The organism is Geodermatophilus sp. SYSU D01036 (assembly GCF_054050435.1).
In genome coordinates, this window is sequence record NZ_JBJGZJ010000010.1 from 15,569 (window position 1) to 32,693 (window position 17,125).

17 protein-coding genes are annotated in these 17,125 nt (G+C 77.6%); 5 read left to right on the forward strand and 12 right to left on the reverse strand.

Annotated elements, in window-relative coordinates; translation table 11 throughout:
* Positions 1-25: 25 nt before the first annotated feature.
* Entirely contained in the window at positions 26-1,066 is a 1,041-nt protein-coding gene (locus tag ACI8AR_RS12045) for a DUF222 domain-containing protein (RefSeq protein ID WP_457051245.1), read from the forward strand.
* Positions 1,067-1,118: 52 nt separating this feature from the next.
* Here ACI8AR_RS12045 and ACI8AR_RS12050 read toward each other — a convergent pair whose 3' ends face one another.
* Positions 1,119-1,493: a VOC family protein gene (locus ACI8AR_RS12050; RefSeq protein WP_457051246.1), complete on the reverse strand. Its 375-nt coding sequence runs from the start codon at positions 1,491-1,493 to the stop codon at positions 1,119-1,121.
* Positions 1,494-1,657: 164 nt separating this feature from the next.
* Here ACI8AR_RS12050 and ACI8AR_RS12055 point away from each other — a divergent pair, with 164 nt between their 5' ends.
* A complete protein-coding gene (locus ACI8AR_RS12055; protein WP_456934869.1) occupies positions 1,658-1,864 on the forward strand; it encodes a hypothetical protein in 207 nt (68 codons plus the stop codon).
* 8 nt (positions 1,865-1,872) lie between these two features.
* Here ACI8AR_RS12055 and pcaC read toward each other — a convergent pair whose 3' ends face one another.
* The 6 genes from pcaC to ACI8AR_RS12085 all read right to left on the reverse strand — a co-directional run bounded on the left by pcaC (position 1,873) and on the right by ACI8AR_RS12085 (position 7,571).
* The gene (gene pcaC, locus ACI8AR_RS12060) at positions 1,873-2,274 is read right to left on the reverse strand and encodes a 4-carboxymuconolactone decarboxylase (RefSeq protein ID WP_457051247.1); all 402 of its coding nucleotides are present in this window, start codon (positions 2,272-2,274) and stop codon (positions 1,873-1,875) included.
* Positions 2,271-3,050, reverse strand: coding sequence for a 3-oxoadipate enol-lactonase (pcaD, locus tag ACI8AR_RS12065; protein WP_457051248.1), 780 nt, complete (start codon positions 3,048-3,050; stop codon positions 2,271-2,273). The genes pcaC and pcaD overlap by 4 nt, the downstream gene beginning before the upstream one ends.
* Positions 3,047-4,375: a 3-carboxy-cis,cis-muconate cycloisomerase gene (gene pcaB, locus ACI8AR_RS12070; protein WP_457051249.1), complete on the reverse strand. Its 1,329-nt coding sequence runs from the start codon at positions 4,373-4,375 to the stop codon at positions 3,047-3,049. Before pcaB ends, pcaD begins: the two co-directional genes overlap by 4 nt.
* A 38-nt stretch (positions 4,376-4,413) precedes the next feature.
* Positions 4,414-5,064: a protocatechuate 3,4-dioxygenase subunit alpha gene (gene pcaG / locus ACI8AR_RS12075; RefSeq protein ID WP_457051250.1), complete on the reverse strand. Its 651-nt coding sequence runs from the start codon at positions 5,062-5,064 to the stop codon at positions 4,414-4,416.
* Entirely contained in the window at positions 5,061-5,807 is a 747-nt protein-coding gene (gene pcaH / locus ACI8AR_RS12080; RefSeq protein ID WP_457051251.1) for a protocatechuate 3,4-dioxygenase subunit beta, read from the reverse strand. Before pcaH ends, pcaG begins: the two co-directional genes overlap by 4 nt.
* Positions 5,808-5,879: 72 nt before the next feature.
* Positions 5,880-7,571, reverse strand: coding sequence for an FAD-dependent oxidoreductase (locus ACI8AR_RS12085; protein ID WP_457051252.1), 1,692 nt, complete (start codon positions 7,569-7,571; stop codon positions 5,880-5,882).
* 235 nt (positions 7,572-7,806) lie between these two features.
* Here ACI8AR_RS12085 and ACI8AR_RS12090 point away from each other — a divergent pair, with 235 nt between their 5' ends.
* Complete coding sequence (locus ACI8AR_RS12090; RefSeq protein WP_457051253.1) at positions 7,807-10,362, forward strand: ATP-binding protein; 2,556 nt, start codon at positions 7,807-7,809, stop codon at positions 10,360-10,362.
* A 15-nt stretch (positions 10,363-10,377) separates the two neighbouring features.
* Here ACI8AR_RS12090 and ACI8AR_RS12095 read toward each other — a convergent pair whose 3' ends face one another.
* Positions 10,378-11,220 (reverse strand): acetoacetate decarboxylase family protein, encoded by an 843-nt coding sequence (locus ACI8AR_RS12095; RefSeq protein WP_457051254.1) that lies wholly within the window; start codon positions 11,218-11,220, stop codon positions 10,378-10,380.
* Positions 11,221-11,300: 80 nt separating this feature from the next.
* Between ACI8AR_RS12095 and ACI8AR_RS12100 the strand changes: the two genes are divergently transcribed.
* Both ACI8AR_RS12100 and ACI8AR_RS12105 read left to right on the forward strand, forming a co-directional pair.
* Complete coding sequence (locus ACI8AR_RS12100; RefSeq protein ID WP_457051255.1) at positions 11,301-12,077, forward strand: IclR family transcriptional regulator; 777 nt, start codon at positions 11,301-11,303, stop codon at positions 12,075-12,077.
* Between the two features lie 67 nt (positions 12,078-12,144).
* The gene (locus ACI8AR_RS12105; RefSeq protein WP_457051256.1) at positions 12,145-13,311 is read left to right on the forward strand and encodes a 4-hydroxybenzoate 3-monooxygenase; all 1,167 of its coding nucleotides are present in this window, start codon (positions 12,145-12,147) and stop codon (positions 13,309-13,311) included.
* On the opposite strand, the gene ACI8AR_RS12110 is transcribed toward ACI8AR_RS12105, so the two are convergent.
* From ACI8AR_RS12110 to ACI8AR_RS12125, 4 genes are all read right to left on the reverse strand, one after another.
* Complete coding sequence (locus ACI8AR_RS12110) at positions 13,308-14,192, reverse strand: hypothetical protein (RefSeq protein ID WP_457051257.1); 885 nt, start codon at positions 14,190-14,192, stop codon at positions 13,308-13,310. The two genes, ACI8AR_RS12105 and ACI8AR_RS12110, sit on opposite strands and share 4 nt — an antisense overlap.
* 9 nt (positions 14,193-14,201) lie before the next feature.
* A complete protein-coding gene (locus ACI8AR_RS12115) occupies positions 14,202-15,683 on the reverse strand; it encodes a mannitol dehydrogenase family protein (RefSeq protein WP_457051258.1) in 1,482 nt (493 codons plus the stop codon).
* A gap of 33 nt (positions 15,684-15,716) precedes the next feature.
* Positions 15,717-16,634 carry a ribonuclease Z gene (locus ACI8AR_RS12120; RefSeq protein WP_457051259.1) on the reverse strand — a complete coding sequence of 306 codons (918 nt, stop codon included), beginning with the start codon at positions 16,632-16,634 and terminating at the stop codon, positions 15,717-15,719.
* Positions 16,635-16,727: 93 nt separating this feature from the next.
* The gene (locus ACI8AR_RS12125) at positions 16,728-17,111 is read right to left on the reverse strand and encodes a TFIIB-type zinc ribbon-containing protein (RefSeq protein WP_457051260.1); all 384 of its coding nucleotides are present in this window, start codon (positions 17,109-17,111) and stop codon (positions 16,728-16,730) included.
* Positions 17,112-17,125 lie beyond the last annotated feature (14 nt).

The following is a 17,125-nucleotide window of genomic DNA, read 5'->3' on the forward strand; positions in this document are numbered from 1 at the left end:
CGTGGATCCACTAGACTTCGATCATGTGTTCGAGTGGCTGGCCGGCGGGGACGTCCTCGACGACGTCGCCGCGCTGGTCGCCGAGCGCAACCGGAGCGACGCCCGGCTGGCCCGCGCGGTGCGGTCCGCGGAGCTGTCCCAGGCTCCCGAGCGGGACGGGCTGAGATCGATGTCCTCGTGGCTGCGCGGGCACTGCCGGCCCTCGCCGGCGGAGGCCGCCCGGCTGGTGCGCAACGGCCGGGCACTGGAGCACCTCCCGGCGCTGGCCGAAGCCCACGACGCCGGTCTGGTGTCCGCCGAGCAGGTCGCGGTCGCGGCGAAGGCGGTGACCCCCGAGCGGCTGGCCTCGGCCGCCGACCAGGGCGTGGACCCGGCCGTGATCGACGCGGTCCTCACCGGGGTCGCGGTCGAGCGCGCGCCCGCCGACCTGGTGCAGGTGGTGCAGCACTACTGCACCGACCTCGACCCCGACGGGCCCGAGCCCGACCCGACCGAGGGGCGGTCGTTGACGCTGTCCCGGCACGCCGACGGCTCGCTGTCCGGCCGGTTCCACCTCGATGCCCTCGCCGCGGGCGCGGCGCCGGTGCTGCGCGGCACCCGGCCCCAGGTGATCGCCACGATCGCCCTGGAGGACCCGGCCACCGGCCACGGCAGCGGGCAGCTCGGATCCGGGGCGGTGATCTCCGCGGCCAAGGCCCGCTGGCTGGCGTGCGACGCCAGCATCGCCCGGGTCGTGTTCGGCCCCGACGGCACCCCGCTCGACCTCGGCCGGGCCAAGCGGCTGGCCGACCGCCACCTACGCCGGGCCGTGGAGCTGCGCGACGGCGGGTGCGTGTTCACCGGCTGCGACGCCCCTATTCGGTGGGCCGACGTGCACCACCTGGTCCACTGGATCGACGGCGGCGAGACCTCACTCGAGAACTCGGCGCTGCTGTGCGAGCGGCACCACGCCAAGGTCCACCACGGCTTCCGGGGCGAACGACAACCGACCGGCACCTGGCGCACCTACCGGCCCGACGGCACCGAGATCACCACCCCGGCGCCACTCCTCACCCCAGCCGCCTGAACCGCACCCCACCCCATCGCCGTGGGCCGGCGCGCCCCCGACGTGCGCTGGGTCAGGCCTCCGACCAGACGCCGAGCTGGTTTCCGCTCGGGTCGGTGAAGGAGAACCGGCGCCCGCCCGGGAATGCGTACGGGCCGTCGACGACGCGGCCGCCGGCGCTCGTCACGGCGTCCACGGAGGCGTCCAGGTCGGCGGAGTAGAGCAGCACGAGCGGGCCGCCGGGACGGACCTCGTCGTCCAGGCGCAGGCCGCCCACCTCCGCCGCCGGGTCGCCCGGGTCCTGGATCCCGGCGTAGCCGGGGCCGTAGTCGGTGAACCGCCAGCCGAAGGCGTCGGCGTAGAACCGCCGGGCGCGGTCGAGGTCGGTCACGGCGAGCTCGACGTAGTCGATGGCGTGGTGCCGGTGCTGTGACGAGAAGTCGGCCATGCGCGGCAGACTGCACCCGGGCAGTGACGGGACAGGGCGCCACCGAAGGCGGGCGGCGACCGGGGCGCTCCTCCCCGTGACGGCTCACCGCGCCCGTCGAACGCGTCCGCGGCACGTCCCCGAACGGCCCGGGACCGCCCCGATCCCTACCTACCGTTCTGCTCATGAGGGCCGTGGGAGTGCAGGCGGGAGGGGCGTACCTGGACGGGATCCGGAGCCGGCTGCTGCTCGCGGTCCTCGTCGGCCTGGGTGCCGCGCTGTTCCACTACTGGCTGGACGACGAGGTGACCGCGACGGTCCTCGTCGGGCTCGTCACCGTCGCCGCGATCGCGCTCACGCCCAGTCCCGCGGAGCCCGCCGGGCGGGACTGAGGCCCGGGTCAGCCGGCGCGCATCTCCTGGAGGATCGGGCCGGCGACCTTGAAGGCGTGGTTGGCGGCCGGGACGCCGGCGTAGACGGCGGCGTGCTGGATGACCTCGGCGACCTGGTCCTCGGTCAGGCCGTTGTGCACCGCCGCGCGCACGTGCAGCGCGAACTCGTCCCAGTGCCGCAGCGCGATGCAGATCGACAGCGTGGCGATGCTGCGCTCGCGCCGCTCGAGGCCCGGGCGCTGCCAGACGTCGCCCCACGCCACCCGGGTGATGAAGTCCTGGAACCCGGCGGTGAACGGCGTCGTGTTCGCCACCGCCCGGTCCACCCACGCGTCGCCGAGCACCTCGCGCCGGGTGCGCATCCCGGCGTCCCGGCGGGCGTCGTCCGAGTCGAGCGGCGCCCCGCTCACGCGTGCCCCCCGGCGGCGTCGAGGTGGCCGAGGAGCGCGCCGGTGACCTCCAGCGGCTGCTCCAGATTGGGCAGGTGCGCGCCCGGGCTCACCGACAGCAGCGAGGCGCCGGCGATCCCGTCGGCGATCAGCCGCTGGTGCGGCGGCGGCAGCGCCGGGTCCTCCGCGCCGGACACGACCAGCGTGGGCGCGGTGATCCGCGCGAGGTCCTCGCGGGCGTCGAAGTGCCCGACCGCCTCGCAGCAGCTGGCGTACCCCTCGTCGTCGGCGCCGGCGATCATCGCCTCCAGCCGCGCCACGAGGTCCGGGTGCTGCGCGGCGTAACCCGGGGTCAGCCAGCGGCCCACGATCGCCGGCGCGAGCGGCGCCGTCCCGCCCGAGCGGGCCTGCACCGCCCTGTCGAGGAAGCCCTGCGGCTCCGGCTTCGCCGAGGTGCACAGCAGCGCCAGCCGGCCCACCCGCTCGGGCTCGCGCGCGGCCAGCCGCATCGCCGTCATCCCGCCCAGCGACAGCCCCACCACGTGCGCGCGCCGCACCCCCAGCCGGTCCAGCAGCGCGACGACGTCGTCGGCCAGGTCGTCGACCGTGTACGGCCCGGCCGGCGCGGGCGACTCGCCGTGCCCGCGGGTGTCGTAGGTGACCACGCGGTACCGCTCGGCCAGCGCCGGCACCTGCGGGTCCCACATCCCCCGGGTGGCGCCCAGCGAGTTGGACAGGACGACGACCGGCGCGTCGGCCGGCCCGTCCTCGGTGTAGCTGACCTCGACCGCGGTCACGGTGCCCCTTCCACCAGCTGCTCGTGCTCGGCCAGCGCGGCGTCCACCTGCGCGCCGGCCTCCCCCACGTCCGGCGTGGCCGCGGCCAGCACCGCGGCGACGTCGACGTCGGTCCGGGTGGCCACCACCTCGGCCAGCGTCCGGCCCGTCTCGCGGGCGTGCCGCGCGGCCTCCGCGGCCGCGTCGTGCGCCGCGCCCCGCCCCAGCGACGGCGTCAGCGCCTCGGCCAGCGCGCCGGCCAGCGACCCCTCGCCGGCCTCGGACACGGCCTCGGCCATCCGGCCGACGTCGGGCCGCAGCCCGCGCAGGCTCTCCGCCAGCCAGGATGCGGCCGACCCCACGGTGACCAGCAGGTCGGTCAGCGTCGGCCACTCGCTGTGCCACGCGCCGGCGGCCCGCTCGTGCTCCTGCTCCATCGCGCCCAGCAGCGTCGCCACCAGGCCCGGGGCCCGCCGCGCGCACGCCCGCGCCGAGATCGCCGCCACCGGGTTGCGCTTGTGCGGCATCGCCGAGGACCCGCCGCGCCCCTCGCCGGCCTCGGCGACCTCGGCCACCTCCGACTGGGCCAGCAGCAACACGTCCACGGCGACCGTCGCCACCACGCCCGCGGCCGCACCGAGCGCCCCGCCGAGGTCGGCCACCGGCAGCCGCGTGGTGAACCACGGGACGGCGGGCGCGACCAACCCCAACTCCTCCGCCAGCGCCGCCCGCACCGTCACCCCGGCACCGCGCGACGCCGCGAGCGTCCCGACCGCGCCGCCGTACTGCACCGGCAGCGAGGCGACCACCTCGGCCAGCCGCAGCCGCGCGCCGTCCAGCCCGGCGAGCCAGATGGCGGCCTTGAGCCCGAACGTCGTCGGCAGCGCCTGCTGCATCAGCGTGCGGCCGACGACCACGTCGTCGCGGTGCGCCCGCGCCAGCGCCGCGCACGAGTCGGCCGCCGCGGCCAGGTCGGCGTCCAGCGCCGCCACCGCCCGCCGGGCGAGCAGCAGCAGCGCGGTGTCCAGCACGTCCTGGCTGGTGGCGCCCACGTGCACGGCGACGGCGTCGCGCTCCCCCACCGCGGCCTGCAGCGCCCGCACCAGCGGCGGCACCGGGTTGCCGGCGTCCGCGGCGTGCGCGACGACGGCCGCGAGGTCCAGCCGCGAGGGGTCGGCGCAGGCGGCGGTCACCGCGTCGGCCGCCGTCGCGGGCACCAGGCCCGCCGCGGCGGCGGCGCGGGCGAGGGCGGCCTCGACCTCCAGCAGCGCGCGGAACCAGGCGTCGTCGGACACGGCCGCCGCCGTCCCGCCCCGGGCGAAGGTGCCGGCGAACAGACCTGTCACGACGTCCTTCCTACCGGCGGCCAGCAGACCGAGCCCGCTCAGACGGCGAAGAAGACCGTCTCGCGGTCCCCCTGCAGGTGCACGTCGAAGCGGTAGCCGTCCTCGGCGGGCTGCGCGAGCAGCGTGGCCCGGCGGTCCTCCGGCAGCGCGGCCAGCACCGGGTCCGCCGCGTTGGCCTCGGCCTCGTCGGCGAAGTAGATCCGGGTGACGACGCGGTCGAGCAGGCCGCGGGCGAACACCGAGACGTCGACGTGCGGCGCCTGCAGGCCGCCCTCGCCGTCGGGCACCCGGCCCGGCTTGAGGGTGAACACCGCGAACTCGCCGGACCGGGTCTGCGCGCGGGCGTACCCGCGGAAGCCGGGGTACGTCGAGGGCCCGCGCGGGTCCTCGGGCGAGGCGAAGCGGCCGTCGGGGTCGGCCTGCCAGGTCTCGACCATCGCGTCGGGGACGACGTCGCCGGCGCCGTCGAACACCCGGCCGCGGATCCAGAAGCCGCCCGGGGTGCCCTCGGCGGCGGCCCACTCGCCGTCCGGCCAGGTCAGGCCGATCGCGAGGTAGGGCCCGACGGTGGCGCTGGGGGTGGTGCCCAGCCGGAGGGGCCCGGTGAGGAAGCCGGTGCCGCGCTGCCCGGAGCGGGGCTGGAAGGGGACGGCCGGGTCCGGCGGGACGTCCAGCGGGTTCGCGCTCACGCCACGTCTCCGTCGTCGTCGGTCTCGAACGGCGTCTGCTCGGTGCCGCGCAGCACGATGTCCCACTCGAAGGCCAGCGCCCAGTTGTCCTGGGTGCGGTCGAGGGAGTACCGGCTGACCGCCCGGTGCCGGGCCGCCGGCGGGATCGCGTTGAAGATCGGGTCCTGGCCGAACAGCGGGTCGTCCGGGAAGTACATCTGGGTGACCAGGCGCTGGGTGAACGCCCGGCCGAACAGGCTGAAGTGGATGTGCGCCGGCCGCCAGGCGTTGTGGTGGTTGCCCCACGGGTAGGCCCCGGGCTTGATCGTCATGAACTCGTAGCGGCCGAGACCGTCGGTGACCACCCGGCCCAGCCCGTCGAAGTGCGGGTCGAGCGGCGCGGGCCAGTTGTCGGCGACGTGCCGGTAGCGGCCGGCCGCGTTGGCCTGCCACACCTCGACCAGCGCGTCGGGCACCGGGCGGCCGTCGCTGTCCAGCACCCGCCCGTACACCAGGATCCGCTGGCCGATGGCCTCGCCACCGTTGCGCAGCGTCAGGTCGGCGTCCGACGGCAGCACCCGGTCCTCGCCGAGCACCGGGCCGGTGACCTCGGTGAGCCGGTGCGGCAGGTCCACGGGGGTGCGCAGCGGCGCGCGCAGCGCGGTGCTCCGGTAGTCCGGGAAGCCGACGGGCGTCCGCGTCCCGTCGGGTTCGCGCAGGTACCGCGGCAGGACGAGCCTGCCCTCCGACGTGGTCCCGGTCATACCGGGAACGTACGTCCGGGCGGCGACGGCGGGCGAGTGCCGGGTCCCGCCCAGCGGAAGGCGGCCGGCCGGTCAGCGGGCCGCGGACGACGCCGCGAGCGAGGCCAGGTGGGCGTGTACCAGCGTCACCGCGAGCGCGCCCTCCCCGACCGCCGAGGCCACCCGCTTGACCGAGCCCTGCCGCACGTCGCCGGCGGCGAAGACGCCCGGCGTGCTCGTCTCCAGCAGCGCCGGCGGCCGGTCCAGCGGCCAGGCCGGCGTGACGTCCTCACCGGTCAGCAGCGCCGCCCCGGTGAGCAGGAAGCCCCAGCGGTCGCGGGCCAGCGTCCCGGCCAGCCAGTCGGTGCGCGGCTCGCTGCCGATCATCACGAACAGCATCCCCGGCTCCTCGGTCTCCGCGCCGGTGTCCAGGTCGCGCAGGACCACGGTCTCCAGGACGTCGCTGCCGCGGCCGCCGGCCACCTGCACCCGGTACCGGACGTCGACCCGCGGCAGCGCCTCCAGCTCGCGGATGAGGTAGTCCGACATCGTCTCGGCGAGCGAGTGCCGGCGGACCAGCACGGTCACCCGCTCGGCGTAGCGGGAGAGGTACACCGCGGCCTGCCCGGCCGAGTTGCCGCCGCCGACGACGAACACGTGCCGCCCGGCCATCGCCGGCGCCTCGCTGACCGCGGCCCCGTAGAAGACGCCGCGGCCGGTGAACGCCTCGAGCTCCGGGACGCCGACCCGCCGCCAGGCCGCGCCGGTCGCGATGACCACGCTGCGCGCCCGCACCGCCGTCCCGTCGTGCAGCGTGACCCGGTGCAGCCCGTCCTCGGTGCGCAGGGACGCGGCGGTGCGCATGAAGGAGAACGTCGTGCCGAACGCCCAGGCCTGCAGGTAGGCGGAGAACGCCAGCCGGCTGCCGCTCACCCCGGTGGGGAAGCCGAGGTAGTTGCGGATCAGCGAGCTGGTGCCCGCCTGCCCGCCGACCGCCTCGCACTCCAGGTGCAGGGTGTCCAGGCCCTCGGAGGCGGCGTACACGCTCGCGCCCAGGCCCGCGGGCCCGGCGCCGACGATCGCGACGTCGTGGACGGCGTCGGGGTCCAGGGGGTCGAACAGGCCGAACGCCTCGGCCACCTCGAGGTCGGTCGGCGCCTCGAGCACGGTCTGCTCGGGCCGGAACCGGACGACGACGACCGGCAGCCGCGGCTGCTCCAGCTCCAGGTCGGCGAGCATCGCGCGGCCCTCGGGCGAGCCGGCCTCGTAGACACCCAGCGGGATGCGGTTGCGGGTCATCTGGTCGCGCAGGTGCTGGGCGTGCGGGTCCCACCGGTGCCCGATGATCCGCACCGCCTCGAAGCCGCCGCCACGCCGCGAGGACCACTCGTCGAGGATCTCGGTCACCGAGCGGTGGAACTCCTCGTCGGGGCAGCCCTGCGGGGCGTACACCCAGCGGTCGAGCTGGCCGACGGTGATCGCCTCGAAGATCGGCCGGGCGGTCTCGAACGCGCCCCACCGGACCAGGGCCACGGCGATCGCGCCGGGGTGCCGCGCGTGGCAGGCGCGCAGCACCTCCAGGCCGTCGGGGTCGTCCTCCCCGAGGCCGCCGAGGAGCACGGCCACCGCCGGGTCGCCCGCCGCGGACAGCGCGGCGTCCAGCTCGCCCGGGTCGGTCCCGGAGACGACGCGGTAGTCGCTGCCGTAGCGGCGCTCGAGCTCCCGGGTGGTCGAGGTGCGCAGGCCGGCGTCCCGGGCGACGACGGCCAGGGCGGTGCCGGTCACGACGCCGCTCCGGACGGGCGGGCGGGGGCGGGGGCGGGGGCACCGTGCACTGGGCTCTCCGGGTGCGCGCATCCCCCGTGCGGACCGTGGGCGCGGCCATGCAACCACTCCCCCGGGCCCGCTGTCACCGGGTTCCGGGGCGCCTCCGCCGTCCCTAGACTCCGCGGCGTCGGCGGGCGGCGCGCCCGCCGGCGGGCGGGAGGTGCTCGTGGCCGCTCCGGCGGGGACGCCCGGGATGCCGCGGACCATCGCGACGCCCGACCAGCGGCTGCGCGTCTTCGTCTCCTCCACCCTCGAGGAGCTCGCGGCCGAGCGGCGCGCGGTCCGCGACGCCGTCGCCCGGCTGCGGCTGACCCCGGTGATGTTCGAGCTGGGCGCGCGCCCGCACCCGCCGCGCGACCTCTACCGCGCCTACCTCGCGCAGAGCGACGTCTTCGTCGGCGTCTACGGCGACCGCTACGGCTGGGTGGGCCCGGACATGGCGGTGTCGGGCCTGGAGGACGAGCTCGTGCTGTCCGAGGGGATGCCGCGGCTGCTCTACGTCCGCACGCCGGCGCCCGGCCGCGACCCCCGGCTGGCCCGGCTGCTGGAGCGGGTGCAGGCCGAGGGCGGCGTCTCGACCACGCCCTACCGCGACCCGGCCGAGCTCGCCGAGCTGGTCGCCGACGACCTGGCCGTGCTGCTCAGCGAGCGCTTCACCCGGCCGGCCCCGGCGCCGCCCGGGCTGGCCGCCGGGTGGCTGCCGACGCCGCCGACGCCGATGGTCGACCGCGCCGCGGAGCTCGCCACCGTCACCGGGCTGCTCGGCGACCCGGCGGTGCGGCTGGTGGTGCTCACCGGGCCCGGCGGCATCGGCAAGACCCGGCTGGCGCTGGCCGCGGCCGCGGCGGTGGAGCCCGGCCGCGACGGCGTGTGGTTCGTCGACCTCTCCGGCGTCCGCGACCGCGCCGACGTGCCCGCGGCCGTGGCCGAGGCGGTCGGGGTGTCCGCCGAGGGCAGTCGCCCCCTGCTCGACCAGGTGGCCGACCGGCTGGCCGGCCGCCGGGCGCTGCTCGTCGTCGACAACCTCGAGCAGGTCGCCGGCGCCGCCCCCGACCTCGCGACGCTGCTGGCCCGCTGCCCGCTCACCCAGCTGCTGGTCACCAGCCGCACCGTGCTGCGGCTGCGCGGGGAGCACGACGTGCCGATCGAGCCGCTGCGGACGCCGGCCGCCGACGACGACCCCGGCACGGCGCCCGCGGTGCAGCTGTTCGTGGCCCGCGCCCGCCAGGCCGACCCCTCCTTCGCGCTCACCGCCGCCACCGCCGGCCCGGTCGCCGAGCTGGTGCGCCGGCTCGACGGGCTGCCGCTGGCGGTCGAGCTGGCCGCGGCCCGGGTGCGCACGCTGCCCCCGCGGCTGCTGCTGGCCCGGCTGGACCGCGCGCTCGACCTCGGCGACCCCGACGTCGACGTGCCCGACCGCCAGCGCACCCTGCGGTCGACCATCGCCTGGAGCCACGACCTGCTCGACGAGCGCGGCCGGGCGCTGCTGGCCCGGCTGTCGGTGTGCGCGGACGGCTGCACCCTCGATACCGCCGAGGTGGTGGGTGCCGGCCGAGACGAGGACGGCGCCGGCGACCTCGACGTGCTGGAGACGCTGTCGGACCTGGTCGGGCACAGCCTGGTCACCCCCACCGACACCGGCGACGGCGAGCCGCGGTTCCGCATGCTCGAGCTGGTCCGCGCGTTCGCCGCCGAGCGGCTGCGCGAGCGCGGCGAGGAGGAGGCGACCCGGGTCCGCTGGGCGCAGCACCTGGCCCGGTTGGGCGCCGAGGCGGGCGCCGGGCTGGCCGGCCCGGCCGCGCGGCTGTGGCGGGACCGGCTGGACGCCGAGACCGCCGACCTGCGCGCCGCGCTGCGCTGGGCGGTGGCCACCGACCGCGCGGACCTCGCCGTCCGGCTGACCGCGCCGCTGGTCCGCTGGTGGTGGGCGCGCGGGTTGCTGCCCGCGATGGCCGGGCTGGCCGAGCAGACGGCGGCGCTGCCGTCGGCCGCCGCGCTGCCGCCGGACCTGGCCGGCCGGCTGACCTGGGCGCGGGCCTCGCTGCGGATCGCCCTCGGCGACCGGGCGGGCGCGGCCGGCCTGCTCGACGGCGTGGTCGACGACGCCCGCAGCCGCGACGACGCGTGGCTGCTCGGCCACGCCCTCGGTGCGCGGGCGATGTGCCTGCCCCCGGCCGACCCGCGCGTCGTCCCGCAGCTCGACGAGGCGCTGGCCCAGCTGCGGCGCAGCGGCGACGGCTGGTCGGTCGCGTTCAGCGGGATGCTGCGCGTGGCGGTCGCGCTGGCCGGCGGGGACGTGGCCGCCGCCGAGCGGGTCGCGGCCGAGGCGCGGGACCTGGCCGCGGCGGCCGCCGACGACCAGCTCGCCGCGCTGCTCGGCGACGCCCTGGCGCTGGCCGCGCTGCTGGCCGGCGACCTGCCCCGCGCGCGGGCCCGGCTGGACGAGGCGGTGGCGCTGCACCGGCGCACCCGCGACCTGGAGGGCGCCGCGACCTGCCTGGAGGTGCTGGCCGCGCTGGCCCTCGCCGAGGGCCGGCACGCGGCGGCGGCCCGGCTCTCGGGCGCCGCCGACGCCGCCCGCGCCGGTCTCGGGGTGGCCCGCTGGTCGCCGCACCAGGCGCTGGCCGACCGGCTGCGGGAGGCGCTGCGCGCCGCGCTCGGGGACGACGAGGAGGCGCGCGGGCGGGCCGCCGGCGCGGCGCTGGGCCCCTGGGCGGCGCTGGACGAGGAGCTCGCGCGCCCCTCCTGAGCGGCGCCGCCCCGGTCAGCCGACGGCGACCGGCGGGTACTGCGGCAGCGGTCCGGTGCCCGGGTGGGCCACGGTGAACCGGCCGTACTCGTCGTCCCGGCCGGGGTGCGCGGGGGCGGGGGCGGCGTCCGCGGCGCCCAGCGGCCGGCCCGCCGGCAGCGTGCTGCGGTACTCGACGGCGCGGAAGGCGGCCAGCGGTGCGAGGGACAGCCCGATCGCGCGCAGCGCGTCGGCGACCGGGTGCTCCCCCAGCACGAGCTCGGCGCCGCCGGGCCCGGGCCGCGCCTGCCACCGCGCGAGCACCGGGATCCGCGTCTCCAGCAGCCGCCCACCACGCACCGACCACAGCGTCCGCGCCGGGCTGCCGCGCAGCGCCGGGCCGCGGGCCCGCACGGTGTGCACCAGCACGTCGGCGCCGGCCTCGGACAGCCGGACCCGCTGCCGGCCGGGCTCGTCGAGGAAGTCCATGTCACCGAGCCACTTGGGCAGCCCCCACTCGGCCCGGCCGAGGTCCCGGGCCTCGCGGGAGGTCACCGGCAGCTGCAGCACGAAGCCGCCGACCGCCGGGCGGGCCGCGCCGCGCGCCCCCGGCCCGACGACGCCGGCCGTGACGCCGACCTCGCCGTAGGGCGCCAGCGCGTGGGTGCCGCCGTCGGCGTCGGTCCAGGTGACGGTGCGGTAGCGGAAGGCGTGCACCGCCACCGGCGTGCGGCCCCCCGGCACCGGGATCGGCCGGAGCAGCGGCCGGCCGCCGTCCCGGGGCAGCAGCGCGGCGACCGCGGCCGCCGACGCCAGGTGGTAGGAGCAGGCCACCGCCGCGTCGTGGTAGGCCAGCGGCAGCCGGACGGGGTCGGTCACGGCGCCCAGCACACCGGCGCGCGGCCCGGACCGGCAGGGTCCGAGGTCCCGCGGCTTCCGCTGGGTGGGAGACTGACGGGGTGGCGGGCGGCGCGGGCGAGCGGGGGCGGTCGGTGACCTCCCGGGCGCTCGCCGTCCTCGACGCCTTCGACGCGAGCGCGCCGCGGCTGACGCTCACCGAGATCGCCGAGCGGTCGGGCACGCCGCTGACCACCGCGCACCGGCTGCTCGCCGAGCTCACCGGCTGGGGGGCGCTGGCCCGCCGCGCCGACGGCCGCTACGAGATCGGCCGCAAGCTCTGGGACCTCGGCCTGCTCGCGCCCGTGTCGCTCGAGCTGCGCCAGGTGGCCGCGCCGTACCTGCTCGACGTGCACACCGCCACGCGGGACACCGTCCACCTCGCCGTCCGCGACGGGCTCTCGGCGCTCTACGTCGAGCGCATCTCCGGCCGCGAGTCGGTGCCGGTGGTCAGCCAGGTGGGCAGCCGACTGCCGCTGCACGCCACCGGCGTCGGCAAGGTGCTGCTCGCCGCCGCCCCCGACGACGTCGTCGCCGAGGCCCTCGCCGCGCCGGCCCGCGCCACCCGGCACACCGTCGTCGAGCCGGCCCGGCTGCGCCGGGAGCTCGCCGAGGTGCGCCGCCGCGGCTGGGCGCGCACCGCCGAGGAGATGTCGCTGGGCACGCTGTCGGTGGCCGTGCCGGTGCGGGTGGAGCGCGGCGGCAGCACCGCCGTGGCCGCGGCGCTCGGCATCGTCGTCCCCAGCCACCGGCGCGACCTCCCCCGGCTGGTGCCGGTGCTCGAGGTGGCCGCCCGGGGCATCGGCCGGGCGCTGGCCCGGGCGGCGCACCTGAGGTGAGCGGCACTTCCGCTGAGCGGCAGGGCGAGGTGTCCACCCGCGGGTAGCCCGGGTCACACTCGCCGGCATGCGCACCCAGGTGGGGATCATCGGCGCCGGCCCGGCCGGCCTGCTGCTGTCGCGGCTGCTCGCGCTGCAGGGCATCGACTCCGTGGTGCTGGAGAACCGCTCGCGCGAGTACGTCGAGGCGCGCATCCGGGCCGGCATCCTCGAGCAGAACACCGTCGACGTCCTCACCGAGGCCGGCATGGGCGACCGGCTGCACCGCGAGGGCCTCGAGCACCGCGGCATCCACCTGCAGTACCCGGGCACGCGGCACACGCTGGACTTCCCCGAGCTGTGCGGGCGGCGGGTGTGGGTCTACGGCCAGACCGAGGTGGTCAAGGACCTGGTCGCCGCGCAGCTCGACGGCGGCCCGCCGCTGCACTTCGAGGTCTCCGACGTCGCGATCGAGGACGTCGACACCGACACCCCGCGCATCCGGTTCACCGACGCCGACGGCACGGCGCGGGTGCTCGAGTGCGACGTGGTCGCCGGCACCGACGGCTTCCACGGCCCGTCGCGCGCCGTGGTCGCCGAGGGCACCCAGCAGCGGCTGTGGGAGCGCACCTACCCGTACGCGTGGCTGGGGATCCTCGCCGACGCCGCCCCGGCCACCGACGAGCTGATCTACGCCTGGCACCCCGAGGGGTTCGCGCTGTACTCGATGCGCTCGCCGTCGGTGTCGCGGCTGTACCTGCAGGTGGACCCGTCCGAGAAGATCGAGGACTGGTCCGACGACCGGATCTGGGCGGGCCTGGCCACCCGGTTCGCGCACGAGGGCTGGGAGATCAGCACCGGCCCGGTGCTGGAGAAGTCGATCCTGCCGATGCGCTCGTTCGTCAGCGCGCCGATGCGCCGCGGCCGGCTGTTCCTCGCCGGCGACGCCGCGCACATCGTGCCGCCCACCGGCGCCAAGGGCCTCAACCTCGCCGTCGCCGACGTCGTCCTGCTCTCCCGCGCGCTGGTCCGGCTGCTGCAGGAGAAGGAGACCGACCTCGCCGACGCCTACTCCGACACCGCGCTGCGGCGGGTCTGGCGGGCCACCCACTTCTCCTGGTGGATGACCTCGATGCTGCACACCACCGGCGACCCCTTCGACGCCGAGCTGCAGCTGTCGCAGCTGCGCCGGGTGTGCTCGTCGGAGGCCGCCGCCCGCGAGCTGGCCGAGAACTACACCGGCCTGCCCTACTAGAGGAGGTCGCGGACCCGGCTGGCGGTGCCGGGCGCCAGCGGCAGGTGCGGCAGCACGCCGGTCACCTCCTCGGGCTCCAGCCCCTGCTCGGCCAGCACGGCCACCAGTCGGGCGGCGTCGTCCGGGGGCACCGGGGCGGGCAGGCCGGCGTCCCGGACGGCGGCCAGCGCGAGGAACAGCGCGCCCGAGAGCCCCTCGTCCGGCTCGGGCTCCCGACCGCCACCCGCCCGGCCCGGCGCGGCCGCGGCGCGGGTGGCGGCCTCGGCGGCGCGGACCAGCGACAGCGGCAGCCCCTCGGACTCGACCTCCAGCAGCGGGGTGCGGCCCAGGGCGGCGAGCACGAGGTGCTCGGCCTCGGTGCGCAGCGGCTCCTCCCACTCCATCGCGCGCACGACCTCGCCCAGGTCGGTGCCGTCCTCGCCGAGCTCGTCGAGCAGCTCGGCCCACTGCGCCGGCCGGGTGCGGCGGGCACGGTCGGCGGCGAGCACGCAGGTCTCGCGCACGAACGGCTCGACCACCTCGCGGTCGAACCGGTCGGCGAACACGGTGCCGTCGGCGTCGACGGCGTTGAGCGCGTCCTGGAAGCTGCCCGGGCGGGCGTCGCCCAGCTCGATCCGGCCGTCCTCCTCGCCCGACAGCGGCTGCCCGGTGGCGGCGCGGTCGCCGATGGTCGAGCCGGTGGCCACCAGCCGACCGCGCAGCCGCAGGTGGTGCGGCCGGTCGGACAGGCCCACCGCCCAGGCGCAGGACTCGGCGATCAGCGCCGCGCGGCGCTCCCGGAGCGCCTCGCGGCCGAGCAGGCCGAACCAGTCGACGTCGAAGGAGCCGTCGAAGGAGCCGTCGAAGGAGAAGCCGTCGAAGGAGGCGACGCTGTCGAACACCCCTCCTTGCTACCCCTCTCCCAGCGGTCCGTGGAGGAGTGCCGCCACGGTGGCCGCCGCCCCGCGGGTGCGCAGCGAGTGCAGCGCCGCCGCGTAGGCGGCCGTGAAGCGGGGCCGGTCGCCGAGGTCGCCGAACAGCTCACGGTCGGCCAGCGGGGCGAGCGGGTCCTCCCGGGACCGCCGCGCCGCGGCGACCAGGCGGTCGCGGCGGGCGTCGACCAGCCCGGCGGCGTCCCCGCGGCGCTCGAGCGCGTGCACCCACGCCGCGACCACCGCCGCCGAGCGCCGCACCTCGCCGCCCCGGTCGAGGTTGGCGCGCAGCACCGGGAACAGGAACTGCGGCAGCCGGTCGGAGGCGTGCTCGACGATCCGGGCGAGGGTGTCGCGCACGTGCGGGTTGCCGAACCGGGTGACCAGCTCGGCGCGGTAGCGGCGCAGGTCGGTGCCCGGGACCGGCGGCAGCGTCGGCGTCCCCTCCTCCTCCAGGTAGCCGACCAGCAGCTCGCGCAGCAGCGGGTCGCGCGTGGCCTCGTGCACGTGCTCGTGGCCGAGCAGCGGGCCGAGGTGGCCGAGCACCTGGTGGCCGGCGTTGAGCAGCCGCAGCTTCATCAGCTCGTACGGCGCGACGTCGCCGACCACCTGCACGCCGACGTCCTCCAGCGGCGGCCGCCCGGCCGGGAACGCGTCCTCGAGCACCCACTGCGTCCACGGCTCGCACACCACCGGCCAGAGGTCCTCGACGCCGAAGGTCGCGGCCAGCCGGGCGCGGTCGTCGTCGGTGGTGACGGGGGTGATCCGGTCGACCATCGACGACGGGAACGGCACCTCCCGGGCCACCCACGCGCCGAGGGCGTCGTCGCGCAGCCCGGCGAACGCGGCGAAGCTGCGCCGGGCCAGGTCGCCGTTGCCGGGGACGTTGTCGCAGGAGGCGACGGCGAACGGCGCCAGCCCCCGGGCGCGGCGGCGCACCAGCGCCTCGGTGACCAGGCCGAACACCGTCGCCGGCGCGGCGCCCGGCCGCAGGTCGGCGAGCACGGCGGGCGCCGTCGCGTCGAACTCGCCGGTGGCCGCGGACGCGTTGTAGCCGCCCTCGGTCACGGTCAGCGTGACGATCCGGGTGCCCGGCGCCGCCATCGCCTCGACCACCGCCCCGGGGTCGTCGGGCGCGAGCCGGTAGCCCACCAGCGAGCCGACCACCCGGGCGGTGAGGTGCCCGTCGGGGTGCTTCTCGACCAGCGTGTACAGGCGGTCCTGCGCGGCCATGACCTCGGCCATCCGGCGGTCGGCGGGCAGCACGCCGACCCCGCAGACCCCCCAGTCCTCCCCCGCGCCGGCCTCGAGCAGCCGGTCGAGGTACAGCGCCTGGTGCGCGCGGTGGAAGCCCCCGACGCCGAGGTGGACCACCCCCGCCCGCACCGCGGCGCGGTCGTAGCGCGGCGTCCGCACCGACGCGGGCAGCTCGCCCAGCGTCGCGGCGCTCAGCCGGGTCATCGGCGCTCCTCGGGTTCGGGTCGGGACCTGCTCCTACCCCGCCCGGGCGGGCACCGGCACGCGCTGCAGGTCGGCGGCGACGACGAGGTCGCCGTCGAACTCCTCCCGCGCCTCGTCGGCGAAGGCGCGCGGATCGGCGTAGCGCTGGGAGAAGTGGGTGAGCACCAGCGTGCGCACCCCCGCCTGCGCGGCGACCCGGGCGGCCTGGCGGGCGGTGAGGTGGCCGTACCGGTCGGCCAGGGCGGCGTCGGCCGCGAGGAACGTCGCCTCGACGACCAGCAGGTCCGCGCGGTCGGCGAGGGCGGGGACGGCGTCGCACATGCGGGTGTCCATGACGAAGGCGAACCGCTGGCCGGGCCGCGGGGCGCTGACGTCGGCCAGCCGCACCGTCCGCGCCCCCACCCGGAGCGCGCCCTCGCGCTGCAGCCGGCCGACGTCGGGACCGGCCACGCCCGCCGCGGCCAGCCGGTCCGGCAGCATCCGGGCGCCGTCGGGCTCGGTCAGCCGGTAGCCGAAGGACTCGACCGGGTGGCTGAGCCGGCACGCCTCCAGGACGCCGGCGGGGTCCTCGGCCAGCCGCCCGTCCCCGGACACCGGCTCCTCGCGGACCTCGGCGAGGTCGGCGAAGGGGGTGGCGTGCCGCAGCCGGTCGAAGAAGACCTGCCCGGACGCCGGGTAGTGCGCGACCACCGGGTGCGCGACGGCGTCCAGCGACATCCGCTGCACGACGCCGGGCAGGCCCAGGCAGTGGTCGCCGTGGAAGTGGCTGAGCAGGACCCGGTGCACCGCGCTGCTCGGCACCCCGGCCAGCAGCATCTGCCGCTGGGTGCCCTCGCCGGGGTCGAACAGGAACCCCCGGCCGTCCCAGCGCAGCAGGTAGCCGTTGTGGTTGCGGGTGCGGGTGGGCGCCTGGCTCGCGGTGCCGAGCACGACCAGCTCCCGCGCCGCCACCCCCGCGACGCTACCCGTGACCTGCTGGAACGGCCCCGCTGCAGGGGCCCGTCCCGAGCGGGGCGAGGGGTGGGGGGCGGCGGGCTCCTCCGATCATCCGAAGAGGTCGGACAGGAATGACTCCTTGCGCTTCTTGCCGTGCGAGCCGTAGGAGCCGTGCGACGACGAGTGCGAGGAGCCGCGCACCGCGCCGAGCACCTCGTTCACCACGGCGCCGAGCCCCGCGCCGCCGGCGGCCGGATACTGGCCCCCGTGCTGCTGCGGAGCGCCGTGCTGCTGTGGCGGCTGCTGGGCGCCGTGGCCGCCGGAGTGCGCGGCGGCCGGCGCGGCGTGCCAGGAGTTCTCGGCGTCGACGAGCCGCTCGAGCTCCCCGCGGTCGAGGAAGATGCCCCGGCACTCGGTGCACTGGTCGACGTGGACGCCGTTGCGCTCGTAGGTGCGCATCGTGCCGTGGCACTTGGGACAGACGAGTTCCATGCCGCACGGTACGA

What these genes read in the sequence shown, in the direction of transcription:
- ACI8AR_RS12050 (WP_457051246.1), bottom strand. Translation starts at nt 1,493, where the DNA reads ATGGCCGACTTCTCGTCACAGCACCGGCACCACGCCATCGACTACGTC.
- ACI8AR_RS12055 (WP_456934869.1), top strand. Translation starts at nt 1,658, where the DNA reads ATGAGGGCCGTGGGAGTGCAGGCGGGAGGGGCGTACCTGGACGGGATC.
- pcaH (WP_457051251.1), bottom strand. Translation starts at nt 5,807, where the DNA reads ATGACCGGGACCACGTCGGAGGGCAGGCTCGTCCTGCCGCGGTACCTG.
- ACI8AR_RS12090 (WP_457051253.1), top strand. Translation starts at nt 7,807, where the DNA reads ATGCCGCGGACCATCGCGACGCCCGACCAGCGGCTGCGCGTCTTCGTC.
- ACI8AR_RS12105 (WP_457051256.1), top strand. Translation starts at nt 12,145, where the DNA reads ATGCGCACCCAGGTGGGGATCATCGGCGCCGGCCCGGCCGGCCTGCTG.
- ACI8AR_RS12115 (WP_457051258.1), bottom strand. Translation starts at nt 15,683, where the DNA reads ATGACCCGGCTGAGCGCCGCGACGCTGGGCGAGCTGCCCGCGTCGGTG.
- ACI8AR_RS12125 (WP_457051260.1), bottom strand. Translation starts at nt 17,111, where the DNA reads ATGGAACTCGTCTGTCCCAAGTGCCACGGCACGATGCGCACCTACGAG.